This is a genomic window from Streptomyces sp. NPDC031418, from assembly GCF_055581605.1.
Genome location: NZ_JBVIJC010000002.1, coordinates 146,756 through 161,587 on the forward strand (window position 1 = coordinate 146,756; position 14,832 = coordinate 161,587).

Annotated in this window: 13 protein-coding genes; 10 read left to right on the forward strand and 3 right to left on the reverse strand. The window is 69.6% G+C overall.

Going from position 1 to position 14,832, the window contains the following annotated elements:
- Positions 1-20 precede the first annotated feature (20 nt).
- The gene (locus ACZ5CZ_RS02745) at positions 21-1,625 is read left to right on the forward strand and encodes an ABC transporter substrate-binding protein (RefSeq protein WP_385844548.1); all 1,605 of its coding nucleotides are present in this window, start codon (positions 21-23) and stop codon (positions 1,623-1,625) included.
- 145 nt (positions 1,626-1,770) lie between these two features.
- The gene (locus tag ACZ5CZ_RS02750) at positions 1,771-3,351 is read left to right on the forward strand and encodes an ABC transporter substrate-binding protein (RefSeq protein WP_468938584.1); all 1,581 of its coding nucleotides are present in this window, start codon (positions 1,771-1,773) and stop codon (positions 3,349-3,351) included.
- A gap of 70 nt (positions 3,352-3,421) precedes the next feature.
- Here ACZ5CZ_RS02750 and ACZ5CZ_RS02755 read toward each other — a convergent pair whose 3' ends face one another.
- Together ACZ5CZ_RS02755 and ACZ5CZ_RS02760 are read right to left on the reverse strand one after the other, a co-directional pair.
- A complete protein-coding gene (locus ACZ5CZ_RS02755; RefSeq protein ID WP_385844546.1) occupies positions 3,422-4,093 on the reverse strand; it encodes a response regulator in 672 nt (223 codons plus the stop codon).
- 63 nt (positions 4,094-4,156) lie between these two features.
- Positions 4,157-5,101: a RecB family exonuclease gene (locus tag ACZ5CZ_RS02760; protein ID WP_468938587.1), complete on the reverse strand. Its 945-nt coding sequence runs from the start codon at positions 5,099-5,101 to the stop codon at positions 4,157-4,159.
- A gap of 177 nt (positions 5,102-5,278) precedes the next feature.
- Here ACZ5CZ_RS02760 and ACZ5CZ_RS02765 point away from each other — a divergent pair, with 177 nt between their 5' ends.
- The 3 genes from ACZ5CZ_RS02765 (at position 5,279) to ACZ5CZ_RS02775 (ending at position 8,590) form a co-directional block, all read left to right on the forward strand.
- Positions 5,279-6,754 (forward strand): site-2 protease family protein, encoded by a 1,476-nt coding sequence (locus ACZ5CZ_RS02765; RefSeq protein WP_468938590.1) that lies wholly within the window; start codon positions 5,279-5,281, stop codon positions 6,752-6,754.
- A gap of 74 nt (positions 6,755-6,828) precedes the next feature.
- Positions 6,829-7,731, forward strand: a complete 903-nt coding sequence (locus ACZ5CZ_RS02770; RefSeq protein ID WP_184971000.1) for a tRNA (adenine-N1)-methyltransferase — start codon at positions 6,829-6,831, stop codon at positions 7,729-7,731.
- A gap of 277 nt (positions 7,732-8,008) precedes the next feature.
- Positions 8,009-8,590, forward strand: coding sequence for a hypothetical protein (locus tag ACZ5CZ_RS02775; RefSeq protein WP_385844543.1), 582 nt, complete (start codon positions 8,009-8,011; stop codon positions 8,588-8,590).
- A gap of 28 nt (positions 8,591-8,618) precedes the next feature.
- On the opposite strand, the gene ACZ5CZ_RS02780 is transcribed toward ACZ5CZ_RS02775, so the two are convergent.
- Positions 8,619-8,921 (reverse strand): ferredoxin, encoded by a 303-nt coding sequence (locus ACZ5CZ_RS02780; protein WP_385844542.1) that lies wholly within the window; start codon positions 8,919-8,921, stop codon positions 8,619-8,621.
- Between the two features lie 511 nt (positions 8,922-9,432).
- Here ACZ5CZ_RS02780 and arc point away from each other — a divergent pair.
- The 5 genes from arc (at position 9,433) to prcB (ending at position 14,789) form a co-directional block, all read left to right on the forward strand.
- A complete protein-coding gene (gene arc, locus ACZ5CZ_RS02785; RefSeq protein WP_385844541.1) occupies positions 9,433-11,199 on the forward strand; it encodes a proteasome ATPase in 1,767 nt (588 codons plus the stop codon).
- 255 nt (positions 11,200-11,454) lie between these two features.
- Entirely contained in the window at positions 11,455-12,966 is a 1,512-nt protein-coding gene (gene dop, locus ACZ5CZ_RS02790) for a depupylase/deamidase Dop (RefSeq protein ID WP_385844540.1), read from the forward strand.
- Positions 12,967-13,138: 172 nt separating this feature from the next.
- Positions 13,139-13,357: a ubiquitin-like protein Pup gene (locus ACZ5CZ_RS02795; protein ID WP_020939002.1), complete on the forward strand. Its 219-nt coding sequence runs from the start codon at positions 13,139-13,141 to the stop codon at positions 13,355-13,357.
- A 260-nt stretch (positions 13,358-13,617) separates the two neighbouring features.
- On the forward strand, positions 13,618-13,992 hold the full coding sequence (locus ACZ5CZ_RS02800) for an endonuclease VII domain-containing protein (protein WP_468938937.1): 375 nt from the start codon (positions 13,618-13,620) through the stop codon (positions 13,990-13,992).
- Positions 13,944-14,789, forward strand: coding sequence for a proteasome subunit beta (gene prcB / locus ACZ5CZ_RS02805; protein ID WP_385844538.1), 846 nt, complete (start codon positions 13,944-13,946; stop codon positions 14,787-14,789). Before ACZ5CZ_RS02800 ends, prcB begins: the two co-directional genes overlap by 49 nt.
- Positions 14,790-14,832 lie beyond the last annotated feature (43 nt).

A 14,832-nucleotide genomic window follows, 5' to 3' on the forward strand; every position in this document is an offset into this window, starting at 1 on the left:
AGTCCTGGAGAAAGTCCCGCATGAACCGCAAGACTCTGGTGCTGCCGGCAGTAGCCGGCCTGCTCACCCCGGTTCTCGCCGCGTGCGGCGGAACCGACAGCGGGAGCAAGAGCGGCGACGCCATCGTCGTCGGCACCACGGACCGGTTCACGGCCACGACCGACGCCCCGGCGCCCCTCGACCCGGCCTACTCCTACGACGTCGGTGCCTGGAACATCCTGCGCCAGACGGTGCAGACCCTGATGACCCAGCCCCGAGGCGAGGGCGAGCCGGTCCCGGACGCCGCCGAGAGCTGCGGCTTCACCGACAGCGGCAGCGAGCGCTACGCCTGCAAGCTGCGCGACGGCCTGAAGTTCGCCAACGGCGACGCGGTGACCGCCCAGGACGTCAAGTACTCCATCGACCGCGTGCTGCGGCTGAACTCCAGCAGCGGTGTCGCCTCCCTGCTGAACACCATCGACACCGTCGAGACGCAGGGCGACCGCGAGGTCATCTTCCACCTCAAGACGGCCGACGCCACCTTCCCGTACAAGCTGTCCACTCCGGTCGCGGGCATCATCGACCCGAAGGACTACGAGAAGAACAAGCTGCGCGCCGGTTTCCAGCTCGACGGCTCCGGCCCCTACACCTTCCAGGCCGACGTCAAGGGCGACACGATCGTCAGCGCCACCTTCACCAAGAACCCCGGCTACAAGGGCGCGGTGAAGGTGAACAACGACAAGGTCGTCCTGCGCTCCTTCGACAGCGCCGAGGCCATGGGCGCCGCCATCGACAAGGGCGACATCGACGTGATGACCCGCACCATGTCGCCCGCCCAGATCCAGAAGCTGGACGCCGGCACCGACAGCAAGGTCGACCTCGTCGACATGCCGGGCCTGGAAATCCGCTACCTGGCCTTCAACACCGACGCCCCGAGCGTGAAGTCCAAGGCCGTCCGCCAGGCCATGGCCCAGGTCATCAACCGCGGCGAGCTGGTCTCCAAGGTCTACGGCACCCAGGCCGAGCCGCTGTACTCGCTGGTGCCCGCCACCGTCACCGGCCACTCCAACTCGTTCTTCAACAAGTACGGCAACCCCAGCGTCGCCAAGGCCAAGGACCTGCTCGTCAAGGGCGGCATCACCACCCCGGTGAAGCTGACGCTGCACTACACCACCGACCACTACGGCTCGGCCACCAAGCAGGAGTTCGAGATCCTGCAGAAGCAGCTCAACGACAGCGGCCTGTTCGACGTCTCCCTCCAGGGCCACGCCTGGTCCGCCTTCCGCCCCGCGGAGCAGAAGGGCCAGTTCGACGTCTACGGCATGGGCTGGTTCCCCGACTTCCCGGACGCCGACAACTTCCTGGCGCCCTTCCTCGACAAGGGCAACACCCTCAACTCGCCGTACTCCAACCCCACCATCCAGCGCACGCTGATCCCGGAGTCCCGCCGCGAGTCCGACCGGCTCAGCGCCGCCAAGAGCCTGACCGCCATCCAGGACATCGTCGCCGAGGACGTCCCGATCCTGCCGCTGTGGCAGGGCAAGCAGTACGTCGCCGCACGGGACGACATCACGGGCACCTCCTACGCCCTCAACTCCACCTCGACGCTCCAGCTGTGGGAGCTCGGCCGCGGTGTGAGCGGCTGACGGCTCTCCCGGGGGCCGTACCGCGGGGGTCGCGACCGGACCCGGCCAGCGGCCCCCGTCGCCCGGGGGCCAGGGACGGCTGCCCCGGGGCCCGGGGCCGGGAACGCGGCCTCGGGGTGACCGACCGACGACAAGGCACACTCAAGTGAATATGCGCAACCAGTGGCCGGTCCTGCCCCTCGTGGCGGGACTGGCCTCCGGCCTGCTGACCGGCTGCGGCACGGGGACCGCCGACTCCGGGGGGACCGGCTCGTCCGTGGTGGTGGGGATGTCCGACGACATCCTCGCCACGGACCCGGCATCCGGCTACGACCCCGGCTCCTGGCTGTTGTTCGACAACGTCTTCCAGTCGCTGCTCAGCTTCCCCAAGGGCGCGACCGAGCCGCAGCCCGAACTCGCCCGGCAGTGCACCTTCACCGACAGCCGGGCCATGGTCTACCAGTGCCGGCTGAACAACGGCCTGAAGTTCAGCAACGGCGACCCCCTCACCTCGCGGGACGTGAAGTTCTCCTTCGACCGCATGCGGAAGATCAACGACCCCGCGGGGCCCGCGATCATGTTCCCGACGCTCGGCCGGATCGACACCCCCGACGCCACGACGGTCGTCTTCCGCCTGAAGGTCCCCGACGCCACCTTCCCCAGCAAGATCGCCTCCGGCGCCGGCTCCGTCGTGGACCACCGCCAGTACCACGCGAACGGCCTGCGCACCGACCACCAGGCCGTCGGCTCCGGCCCCTACAAGCTGGACTCCTTCGACGGCGACAAAGCCGTCTTCTCGGTCAACGACAACTACCGGGGCACCGCCAAGCCCAGGAACTCCGGCGTCACCGTGAAGTTCTTCCACGGCGACCGCGCAGCCCTGAAGAAGGCCCTCCTCGCCGGCGACATCGACATCGCCTACCGAGGCCTGACCGCCTCCGACATCGCCGGCATCGAGAAGCAGGACGGCAGCAAGGGCGTCAACGCCGTCGAGGGCACCAGCGCCGAGGTCCAGCACCTGGTCTTCAACATGAAGGACCCCGTCGCCGGCAAACTCGGCGTCCGCAAGGCCATCGCCCACCTGCTGGACCGCGACGCCCTCATCAAGAACGTCTACCAGGGCACCGCCACCCCGCTGTACTCGATCATCCCGGCCGGTATCGCCGGGCACAACACGGCCTTCTTCGACACCTACGGCGCCCGCCCCTCCAAGGCCAAGGCCGCCGCCGCACTGCGCGCCGCCGGCATCACCGGCAAGGTCAAGCTCACCCTGTGGTCCACGCCGTCCCGCTACGGCCCCGCCACCGACGAGGAGTTGACGGCCATCGCCGGCCAGCTCAACGCCAGCGGTCTGTTCGCCGCCGACGTCAAGTCCGTCGCCTTCGACCAGTACGAGAAGGACATCGCCGCCGGCAAGTACGGCGTGTACGTGAAGGGCTGGGTGCCGGACTACCCCGACGCCGACAACTTCACGGCCCCCTTCTTCGGCAAGGGCAACGTGCTCGACAACAACTACAGCAACCGCACCATCACCGGCACCCTCATCCCGGACACCGCCGCACAGAGCGACCGCGGCGCCACCGACAAGGACTTCGGCCGGCTCCAGGACATCGTCGCCGACGAACTGCCCGTCCTGCCCGTCTGGCAGGCCAAGCAGTACGCGGTCACCCGCGACGGCGTCTACGGCCTCGAGTACTGCCTCGACGCCTCGACCGTCTTCCGGTTCTGGGAACTCAGCAAGAGCTGACCCCCCCGACACCACAAGGGCGCCCCTCACCACACGGGAGGGGCGCCCTCGGTGTGAATCAGCCCGCGGCCTACTGCGCGCCGGGGCGCACCAGCCCGCTCTCGTACGCGTACACCGCCGCCTGCACCCGGTCCCGGAGCCCCAGCTTGGTGAGCACATGCCCCACATGCGTCTTCACCGTCGTCTCACTGACGAACAGATCCGCGGCGATCTCCGCGTTGGACAGCCCCCGCGCCACCAGCTTCAGCACCTCCACCTCACGGTCGGTGAGCGTGTGCAGGGTGTCCGGCAACGGCTCCTCACCGGACGGCAGATGCGTGGCGTACTTGTCCAGCAGCCGGCGCGTGATGCTCGGCGCCAGCAGCGCCTCACCGGCCGCGACCACCCGGATCGCCTGCACCAGCTCATGGGCCGGCGCGTCCTTCAGCAGAAAGCCGCTGGCCCCCGCGCGCAACGCCTCCACCACATACTCGTCCAGGTCGAACGTGGTCAGCACCAGCACCTTCGCCGGACCGTCCCGTCCCGGCCCGGTGATCTGCCGGGTCGCCTCCACCCCGTCCATCCGCGGCATACGGATGTCCATCAGCACGACGTCCGGCTGCAAGGCCCGTACCTGGTCGAGGGCCTGAAGACCGTCACCGGCCTCGCCCACGACCGCGAGGTCCTGCTCGGCCTCCAGGATCATCCGGAAACCGGTACGCAGCAGGGGCTGGTCGTCGACCAGCAGGACACGGATGGCCACAGGACACTCCTTCGCTCGTCCGGCCCCATTCTGCCTTGCACCCCGCTCCCGGAACCGGCCGCCCTACTCCGCCGCCCGCACCGGCAGCGGATAGGGCGGGGGAGTGCCGCCGAACTCCGGACAGTGCGCCCGGTGATCGCACCAGCCGCACAGCTTCGTCGGCCGCGCCCGCCACTCGCCGGTCTCCGTCGCCTGCCGGATCGCCTCCCACAGCGCCAGCAGCTTGCGCTCCACCCGCTCCAGATCGGCCAGCACCGGGTCGTACGTCAGCACGTCCCCGCTGCCCAGATACACCAGCTGCAACCGCCGCGGCACGACCCGCTTCAGCCGCCACACCACCAGCGCGTAGAACTTCATCTGGAACAGCGCGCCCTCGGCATACTCCGGCCGGGGCGCCTTGCCCGTCTTGTAGTCGACGATCCGCACCTCACCGGTCGGCGCGACGTCCACCCGGTCGATGATCCCGCGCAGCCGCAGCCCCGACTCCAGCTCCGCCTCCACGAACAGCTCCCGCTCGGCGGGCTCCAGCCGGGTCGGATCCTCCAGCGTGAACCAGCGCTCCACCAGCTGCTCCGCCTCGCCGAGCCAGCCGGCCAGCCGCTCGCCCTCGGGATCGTCGGCGAACAGCTCGGTCACCTCGGGCCGGCTCTCCCGCAGCCGGTCCCACTGGCCCGGGATCAGCGACTTGGCCCGCGGCGCGGTCCGCTCCCCGGCCGGCGCGTCGAACAACCGCTCGAGCACCGCGTGCACCAGCGTGCCGCGGGTCGCCGCCGCGCTCGGCTTCTCCGGCAGCCGGTCGATCACCCGGAACCGGTACAGCAGCGGACACTGCATGAAGTCACTCGCCCGGGACGGAGACAAGGAGGTCGGCGCCACGGCCACCCGCTCCCCGCCGCCCGCCGACGGTTCCGCTCCGGTTTCCCCCGGCTCCGCCCCGCCCGCGCCGGCCGGACCCGACGGGCCGACGCCGCCCGGCAGGGCTCCCGCGTCCTCGATGCTGCTGTCCATGCCCACGACCATACGGCCCGCCACTGACAGTGACCCAGCCGCCGCCCGCGCCGGGGTCGCGATCACACGGTGAACACGAGGGGTGCCGGGGCGGAACGTGCCACCACGGCCGCATACCATCGACCGGAGACCCTTCCGGCCGGCAGGTACGGAAGACGCTTCGAACGAGGGGACACCGTGGACGTGAGCGGCGGAAGCGGACAGCCGCGGTCCGGCAACGACGAGCCGGCCGAGCACCCCACCGGCCCTGCGACCCCGGCGCCCCACCCCGACCCCGCACCGGACCCGGAAGGAACCCGGCAGCCGGACAGCGCCCCCGGCGCCGAACCCGAGGACACGGCAGCCACCGGGCAGCCCACCGAGGACGCGCACGACCCGGGCGACGACAAGACCCACCGGGACACCCCCGGCCCCCACCCGCACCCCGACCCCGACGCCCCCCGCTCGCTCGCCCACTCCGGCATCGCCAAGGGCGAACCGCCACAGCCGCGCGCCAAGGAACCCGGCGGCGGCATCCTCATGGGACGGCCCTTCGGCGTCCCCGTGTACGTCGCACCGAGCTGGTTCCTCGTCGCCGCCCTGATCACCTGGGTCTTCGGCGGCCAGCTCGACCGCGTCCTGCCCGAGCTCGGCGCCGCCCGCTACCTCGTCTCCCTGTTCTTCGCGGTCGCCTTCTACGCCTCCGTCCTGGTCCACGAGCTGGCCCACACCGTCGCCGCGATCCGCTTCAAACTCCCCGTCCGCCGCATCCAGCTCCAGTTCTTCGGCGGCGTCTCCGAGATCGAGAAGGAGGCCGAGACCCCCGGCCGCGAGTTCGTCCTCGCCTTCGTCGGCCCCCTGCTCTCCCTCGTCCTCGCGGGCCTCTTCTACCTCGCCATGAAGCCCGTCGAACCCCGCTCCGTCCCCGGCATACTGCTCGCCGGCCTGATGATCTCCAACCTCATCGTGGCCGCCTTCAACCTCCTGCCCGGCCTGCCCCTCGACGGCGGCCGCATGCTCCGCGCCGTCGTCTGGAAGATCACCGGCAAGCCGATGAGCGGCACCGTCGCCGCCGCCTGGGTCGGCCGCGCCCTCGCCGTCTCCGTCCTCATCGGGCTGCCCCTGCTCAACCAGTCCGGCGCCCTCGGCGGCAGCAGCACCGACACGGGCGGCATGGACACCGTCACCGACGCCCTGCTCGCCGCGATCCTCGCCGCGATCATCTGGACCGGCGCCGGCAACAGCCTGCGCATGGCCCGGCTGCGCGAACACCTCCCCGAACTCCGCGCCCGCGCCCTCACCCGACGCGCCGTACCCGTCGAGACCGACACCCCCCTCTCCGAAGCCCTGCGCCGCGCCAACGCCGCCGGCGCCCGCGCCCTCGTCGTCGTCGACGCCCACGGCCACCCCCTCGCCCTGGTCCGCGAGTCCGCCATCGTCGCCGTACCCGAACACCGCCGCCCCTGGGTCGCCGTCAGCGGCCTCGCCCAGGACCTCACCGAGGGCATGCGGGTCTCCGCCGAGCTGGCCGGCGAAGACCTCCTCGACACCCTGCGCGCTACCCCCGCCACCGAGTACCTCGTCGTCGAGGACAACGGCGAGATCTACGGCGTCCTGTCCGCCGCCGACGTCGAACGCGCCTTCGTACGCGCCATGGCCCGCCCCGGCTCCTGACCACCCCCCGAGCCCGCCCCCCGGGCCCCCGCCACATGGTCGGCGGCCCCCGGAAAGGCCGGTAGTCTGGTCACATGTCCGAACCGACCGGTGCCGCCCGCAGGCGCGGGCCCTTCAAGGTCGGGGACCAGGTACAGCTGACCGACCCCAAGGGCCGCCACTACACGTTCACGCTCGAAGCCGGGAAGAACTTCCACACCCACAAGGGCTCCTTCCCGCACGACGAACTGATCGGTGCTCCCGAGGGCAGCGTTGTCCGCACCACCGGCAACGTGGCCTACCTCGCGCTGCGCCCCCTGCTCCCCGACTACGTCCTCTCCATGCCCCGCGGGGCAGCCGTCGTCTACCCCAAGGACGCGGGGCAGATCCTCGCCTTCGCCGACATCTTCCCCGGCGCCCGCGTCGTGGAGGCCGGCGTCGGCTCCGGCTCGCTCAGCAGCTTCCTGCTGCGCGCCATCGGCGACCAGGGCATGCTGCACTCCTACGAGCGCCGCGAGGACTTCGCCGAGATCGCCCAGGCGAACGTGGAGCGCTACTTCGGCGGCCCCCACCCCGCCTGGCAGCTCACCGTCGGCGACCTCCAGGACAACCTGTCCGACACCGACGTCGACCGCGTCATCCTCGACATGCTCGCCCCCTGGGAATGCCTGGAGGCCGTCTCCAAGGCCCTCGTCCCCGGCGGCATCCTGTGCTGCTACGTGGCCACCACCACGCAGCTCGCCCGGACCGTGGAGTCCATCCGCGAGATCGGCTGCTTCAACGAGCCGACCGCCTGGGAGACCATGATCCGCAACTGGCACATCGAGGGCCTCGCCGTCCGCCCCGACCACCGCATGATCGGCCACACCGGCTTCCTGCTCACCGCCCGCCGCCTCGCCGACGGCGTCGAGCCGCCCATGCGCCGCCGCCGCCCCGCCAAGGGCGCCTACGGCGAGGACTACGCCGGACCCAACGCCGACGGCGGCGCCGGCCGCTGACCGGCCCCGCCGGGCACCACACCGCCGCACGGCACACCACACGCCGTACCGGCACACACAGAGCACAACCCAAGGGCGCCGTGCCCGAGTTCCCACCGCACCACGGGAACCCGGGCACGGCGCCCGCACGTTGACACCACACCAGGACCGGCACCCCCACGCGCGCGGGCCGCACTCCCGCCGGCCGAAATCCCGGACCCCGCCGTTCCCCCGCACTGTGACGTGTGGCACCATGCTGGCCACCCCACCGGCACAGCCCTCACAGGAGACACTCCTCGTGCAGCAATCCGCCGTTCCGGAGCTCGCCCACACCCAGACCCGACCCATCCACTGGGTCGCCACCGCCACCGCAGTAGCCGGCGTGGTGGCCCTCTCCTCCGTCCTGCAACCCGGATCGGCCACGGCCGCCCAACGCATCCCCGCCACCGGCACCAAGCCCGCCCCCGCGGCCGCCGCACCTCCCGCCACCACCGGCGTGGCCTTCCCGCTGAACTGCGGACCCGTCAAAGCGCTCGTCGCCAAGAAGGCCAGCGGAGACCTCGACGGCGACGGCAGACCCGAAACCGTCGCCGTCGTGCACTGCGACTCCGCCATGGGCACCCCGCCCGACGGGGTCTACGTCCTCACCCGCCCCGCCGACGGCGGCACCCCACGCGTCGTCGCCACCCTCGTCGACCCCAAGGACCGGCTCACCGTCACCGACTTCACGCTGCACGCGCGCACCGTCGGCGCCACCCTGCTCGGCTACTCCTCGGACGACGTGCCCAATTGCTGCCCCGACCTGAAGACCCCGGCCAGCTGGCAGTGGAACGGCAACGCCTTCATCCGCTCCACCCCGGCCGCGGCCCACTCCGTCTGACCCCGGCCGAACCCGCCCCGGGCCCGGCTCACTCCGCGTCGGGCCCGTACACCTCGACGCTGTCCGAAACCCGACGCACATGGATGCACTCCCCGGGACACTCCCGGGCCGAGTCCACCACGTCCGCCAGCAGCGGCAGCGGCACCGGCACCGTCGCCCCCGGAGCCTGGAGCAGCTCCTCGTCCGCGCCCTTCACATACGCCAGCCCGTCGATGTCCAGCTCGAACACCTCAGGCGCGTACTGGGCACAGATCCCGTCGCCGGTACACAGGTCCTGGTCGATCCAGACCTCCAGCGCCTCGCCGCCCGGGGCCTCCTGCTGCACGCTCATCTCTCCTGCCGTCGATACGCCGCGCGGCCCGGACACCCCGAGGGCCAGCCAGGTCCGCACCAGCGGCTGTTGAACACCCTCCGACCCTACCCCCGCCCGCGAACCGGCCACCGCCCCCCACCGCCGGGTTTCCCCGCCACCCCACCCGGGTACGAGCGCCCGACCGAAACACGGCGCCCCACCCACCCCGGCCACCCCGCGAGCCGGAACTCACCGTGACAGCGCCCACTCGAACCATCGCTCTGCGTGATGATCGTACGAGCGCCCTCCAGGCTGCCCGCAGACACCCCTCAGCGGACAACTCCGGCCAACCGCGAAGGGTTTTGACCACGCCATGCATGGAACAGACTGCTTTCCCCCGACGTTGAGTGGGTATCCCCTCCGTGCGAGGGAGAGCGCAACGGGTGACCGACGACACACCTTGACAGTCTTTGTGATCTAGGGGTTTCAATCGACACCCACCCAGGTAGGGTCTGGAAGCGTCCAGCTCCCCTTGGAGGAGGTGAGGACCGTGGCAGCCCACGACGACGACATGAACCGCGGCATCCGCCCGGGACGCGGGTCCGACGACCCGGCCGGGCAGATTGCCTACCTTGAGCAGGAGATCGCCGTCCTGCGCCGCAAGCTCGCCGACTCTCCGCGACACACGAGGATTCTCGAAGAGCGGATCGTCGAGCTGCAGACCAACCTGGCCGGCGTGTCCGCCCAGAACGAACGCCTGGCCAACACCCTCCGCGAGGCCCGCGACCAGATCGTGGCCCTCAAGGAAGAAGTCGACCGGCTCGCCCAGCCGCCGGCCGGCTTCGGAGTCTTCCTCGCGGCGAACGAGGACGGCACCGCCGACATCTTCACCGGCGGCCGCAAACTCCGGGTGAACGTCAGCCCAAGCGTCGAACTCGACGACCTGCGCCGCGGCCAGGAAGTCATGCTCAACGAAGCGCTCAACGTGGTCGAGGCCATGGAATTCGAGCGCGTCGGCGACATCGTCACCCTCAAGGAGATCCTCGAGGACGGCGAACGAGCCCTCGTGCTCGGGCACACCGACGAGGAGCGGGTGGTACGGCTCGCCGAGCCGCTGCTGGACGTCACCATCCGCCCCGGCGACGCCCTCCTGCTCGAACCCCGCTCGGGATACGTCTACGAGGTCGTCCCCAAGAGCGAGGTCGAGGAACTCGTCCTCGAAGAGGTCCCCGACATCGGGTACGAAGCCATCGGCGGCCTCGGCAACCAGATCGAGGCCATCCGCGACGCGGTCGAGCTGCCGTACCTCTACCCCGACCTGTTCAAGGAGCACGAGCTGCGCCCGCCCAAGGGCGTCCTGCTCTACGGCCCCCCCGGCTGCGGCAAGACGCTCATCGCCAAGGCCGTCGCCAACTCGCTCGCCAAGAAGGTCGCCGAAGTCACCGGCCAGGCAGCCGGCAAGAGCTTCTTCCTGAACATCAAGGGTCCGGAGCTGCTCAACAAGTACGTCGGCGAGACCGAGCGGCAGATCCGCCTCGTCTTCCAGCGTGCCCGCGAGAAGGCCAGCGAGGGCACCCCCGTCATCGTCTTCTTCGACGAGATGGAGTCCCTCTTCCGCACCCGCGGCTCCGGCGTCAGCTCCGACGTCGAGAACACCATCGTCCCCCAGCTCCTCGCCGAGATCGACGGCGTCGAGGGCCTCCAGAACGTGGTCGTCATCGGCGCCTCCAACCGCGAGGACATGATCGACCCCGCCATCCTGCGCCCCGGCCGCCTCGACGTGAAGATCAAGATCGAGCGCCCGGACGCCGAAGCCGCCAAGGACATCTTCGGCAAGTACCTCACCGAGCGCCTCCCCCTGCACGGTGACGACCTCACCGAACACGGCGGAGACAAGAGCGCCACGGTCCAGGCCATGATCCAGACCGCGGTCGAGCACATGTACGCCGAGTCCGAGGAGAACCGCTTCCTGGAGGTCACCTACGCCAACGGTGACAAGGAGGTCCTCTACTTCAAGGACTTCAACTCCGGCGCCATGATCGAGAACATCGTCGGCCGCGCCAAGAAGATGGCGATCAAGGACTTCCTCGAGAAGAACCAGAAGGGCCTCCGCGTCTCCCACCTCCTCCAGGCCTGCGTGGACGAGTTCAAGGAGAACGAGGACCTGCCCAACACGACCAACCCCGACGACTGGGCCCGCATCTCCGGAAAGAAGGGCGAACGGATCGTCTACATCCGCACCCTCATCACCGGCAAGCAGGGCGCGGACACCGGACGCTCCATCGACACGGTGGCCAACACCGGGCAGTACCTGTAACCACAGGGCGGCTGCGGGTGCCCACACCGGGTACCCGCAGCCGACTGCTTTCCAGGCCACGATCAGGCCACGACGGGGCCACGACCGCAGCAGGCAATTGACGCAAATGATCTCCCCACCAGCGCAAAGGCGTTCTAGGCTCGTTCCTACCGCCGAGTCGCGCAGTGCGGGGACGGGCACCGCACACGCGCCGCAGTACCAGCGGTACGCAAGCGACGCCCACGACCGAGGGTGCCGCCGGGCAAGGAGGGCCGCATGACCGTACGGCGAGTAATGGGCATCGAGACGGAGTACGGGATCTCCGTCCCCGGCCACCCGAACGCCAATGCCATGCTCACCTCGTCCCAGATCGTCAACGCCTACGCGGCGGCGATGCACCGGGCCCGCCGGGCCCGCTGGGACTTCGAGGAGGAGAACCCGCTACGCGACGCGCGAGGCTTCGACCTCGCCCGCGAGGCCGCCGACGCCAGCCAGCTCACCGACGAGGACATCGGCCTCGCCAACGTCATCCTCACCAACGGCGCACGCCTCTACGTCGACCACGCCCACCCCGAATACAGCGCCCCCGAGGTCACCAACCCCCGCGACGCCGTCCTCTGGGACAAGGCCGGCGAACGAATCATGGCCGAGGCCGCCGAACGAGCCGCCCAGCTCCCCGGCGCCCAGCCCATCCACCTCTACAAGAACAACACCGACAACAAGGGCGCCTCCTACGGCACGCACGAGAACTACCTGATGAAGCGGGAGACCCCCTTCTCGGACATCGTGCGCCACCTCACGCCCTTCTTCGTCTCCCGCCAGGTCTTCGCCGGCGCCGGCCGCGTCGGCATCGGCCAGGACGGACACGAACACGGCTTCCAGCTGAGCCAGCGCGCGGACTACTTCGAGGTCGAGGTCGGCCTCGAGACCACGCTCAAGCGCCCCATCATCAACACCCGCGACGAACCCCACGCGGACGCCGAGAAGTACCGCCGCCTCCATGTGATCATCGGCGACGCCAACCTCTCGGAGATCTCCACCTACCTCAAGCTGGGCACGACCGCCCTGGTCCTGTCCATGATCGAGGACGCCTTCATCGCCGTCGACCTCGCCGTCGACCAGCCCGTCCGCACCCTCCACCAGGTCTCCCACGACCCGTCCCTCAAGCGTCTGGTCACCCTCCGCAGCGGCCGCACACTCACCGCGGTCCAGTTGCAGATGGAGTACTACGAGCTGGCCCGCAAGTACGTCGAGGAACGCTACGGCGCCGACGCCGACGACCAGACCAAGGACGTCCTCAGCCGCTGGGAGGACACCCTCACCCGGCTCGAGAACGACCCCATGAGCCTGGCCGGCGAACTCGACTGGGTCGCCAAGCGCGAACTCATGGAGGGCTACCGCCGCCGCGACGGCCTCGACTGGGACGCCGCCCGGCTCCACCTCGTCGACCTCCAGTACGCCGACGTACGCGCCGAGAAGGGCCTCTACAACCGCCTCGCCGCCCGCGGCCGCATGAAGCGGCTCCTGGACGAGTCCGAGGTCGACCGCGCCCGCACGCAGCCCCCGGAGGACACCCGCGCCTACTTCCGCGGCCGCTGCCTCGAGCAGTACGCCGACGACGTGGCGGCGGCAAGCTGGGACTCGGTCATCTTCGACCTTCCCGGGCGGGACTCGCTCCAGCGTGTCCCAACCCTGGAACCGCTACGCGGAACGCGAAATCACGTCAAGGAACTGCTGGACCGCTGCCGCACCGCGGAAGACCTGGTCAGGGTCCTGTCAGGCGGCTGAGCGGGCCAGCGGGTACCCGGTGGGCCCCGGGCGGGCAGGGTGGAAACCCGGCCCGCCAGGGAATCATCGCAGTGGCCCCCGTACGTTGCAGAAACTGCGGGGCCGATGTCGGACCCGGCTTGTAGGGTCTGATCATCACCGATCGGCAGGCTAACTGAGCGGGGTGAGGGTTATGGCAACCAAGGACACCGGCGGCGGTCAGCAGAAGGCCACGCGCTCGACCGAGGAGGTCGAGGAGCAGGCGCAGGACGCGCAGGCCTCGGAGGACCTGAAGGAACGGCACGAGAAGCTGTCGGACGACGTGGACTCGGTGCTGGACGAAATCGATGATGTGCTCGAGGAGAACGCCGAGGATTTCGTGAGGTCCTTCGTTCAGAAGGGTGGCGAGTGATTTCACCTTTGGTTCAAAGGTGAAGTCGGGGGATTCTCGGGGTGAGTCAAGCGTCAGCTTCGAGGCGCTGCTCGCGGTGCAAGCAGCAACTGCCGCGTTCGGCGTTCGCAAGCAACAGGTCCACGTCCGATGGCCTCCAGGCGTATTGCCGGGAGTGTGCTGCCACGTACTACCGGCAGCGTCAGGAGGCCAAGGGCAAGAAGGTCCGGGAGAAGGTACCTGTCCCGCAGGGGCACAAGCGCTGCCCGCAGTGCGAAGTGGTGAAGCCATTGTGCGAATGGGAGCGCAACAAGTCCTCCTCGGACGGTTGGGCGAGCTACTGCCGTGCGTGCCGGGCGGAGCGGAACAGGGTCAGCTACTTCAAGCGCAAGTACGGTCTCACTGAAGCCGAGCGCGACCTGCTGGTCGCCTCCCAAGGCGGCGTCTGCTGCATATGTTTGTCGTCCGTGCCCGAGCATGTGGATCACTGCCATGAGACGGGTAGGGTCCGTGGCGTACTGTGCTTCAGCTGCAACGCCGCGCTGGGGCAGTTCAAGGATCGGCCCGATGCAATAAGGCGGGCTGCTGCCTATGTGGAAGGAATCGCGTGGAAGCCAACACTCGTAGCACCGGGCGTCTACCAGCTGCCTTCCTGACGCCTGGGTCCTCGTCCTTCATGGACTTCCTCTCCGAGCACCAGCCCGAGCTGCTGCCCGGCAACCGTCAGCTGCCCCCCACCCAGGGGGTGATCGAGGCGCCGCACGGGACGACCATCGTGGCCGTCACGTTCCCCGGTGGCGTGGTGCTGGCCGGTGACCGCCGGGCCACGATGGGCAATGTGATCGCTCAGCGGGACATCGAGAAGGTGTTCCCGGCGGACGAGTACTCGGCCGTCGGTATCGCCGGCACCGCCGGTCTGGCCGTGGAGATGGTCAAGCTCTTCCAGCTGGAGCTGGAGCACTTCGAGAAGGTCGAGGGTGCTCAGCTGTCGCTGGAGGGCAAGGCGAACCGGCTGTCGACGATGATCCGGTCCAACCTGGGCATGGCCATGCAGGGGCTGGCCGTGGTCCCGCTCTTCGCGGGCTATGACCTGGACCGGGAGAGGGGGCGCATCTTCTCGTACGACGTGACGGGCGGCCGGAGCGAGGAGCACCACTTCGCGGCGACCGGTTCCGGCTCGATCTTCGCGCGTGGTGCGATGAAGAAGCTGTTCCGTGACGACCTGACCGAGGAGCAGGCCACCACGCTGGTGGTGCAGGCGCTCTACGACGCGGCAGACGACGACTCGGCGACCGGTGGTCCCGATGTCGCCCGCCGGATCTATCCGATCATCACGGTGATCACCGAGGACGGCTACCGCCGGCTCACCGAGGACGAGTCCTCCGAGCTCTCCCGTGCGGTGCTGCAGCGGCGCCTGGAGGAGCCCGACGGCCCGAAGGCGGCGCTGCTCTGAGGCGTGTGCCCGGTTTCTTTTCAAGGTGATCCAGTGACCATGA

Bases quoted from the DNA above. Each gene is read 5' to 3' on its own strand.
- ACZ5CZ_RS02745 (WP_385844548.1), top strand. From the start codon at position 21: ATGAACCGCAAGACTCTGGTGCTGCCGGCAGTAGCCGGCCTGCTCACC.
- ACZ5CZ_RS02760 (WP_468938587.1), bottom strand. From the start codon at position 5,101: ATGGACAGCAGCATCGAGGACGCGGGAGCCCTGCCGGGCGGCGTCGGC.
- ACZ5CZ_RS02770 (WP_184971000.1), top strand. From the start codon at position 6,829: ATGTCCGAACCGACCGGTGCCGCCCGCAGGCGCGGGCCCTTCAAGGTC.
- ACZ5CZ_RS02780 (WP_385844542.1), bottom strand. From the start codon at position 8,921: ATGAGCGTGCAGCAGGAGGCCCCGGGCGGCGAGGCGCTGGAGGTCTGG.
- dop (WP_385844540.1), top strand. From the start codon at position 11,455: ATGACCGTACGGCGAGTAATGGGCATCGAGACGGAGTACGGGATCTCC.
- ACZ5CZ_RS02795 (WP_020939002.1), top strand. From the start codon at position 13,139: ATGGCAACCAAGGACACCGGCGGCGGTCAGCAGAAGGCCACGCGCTCG.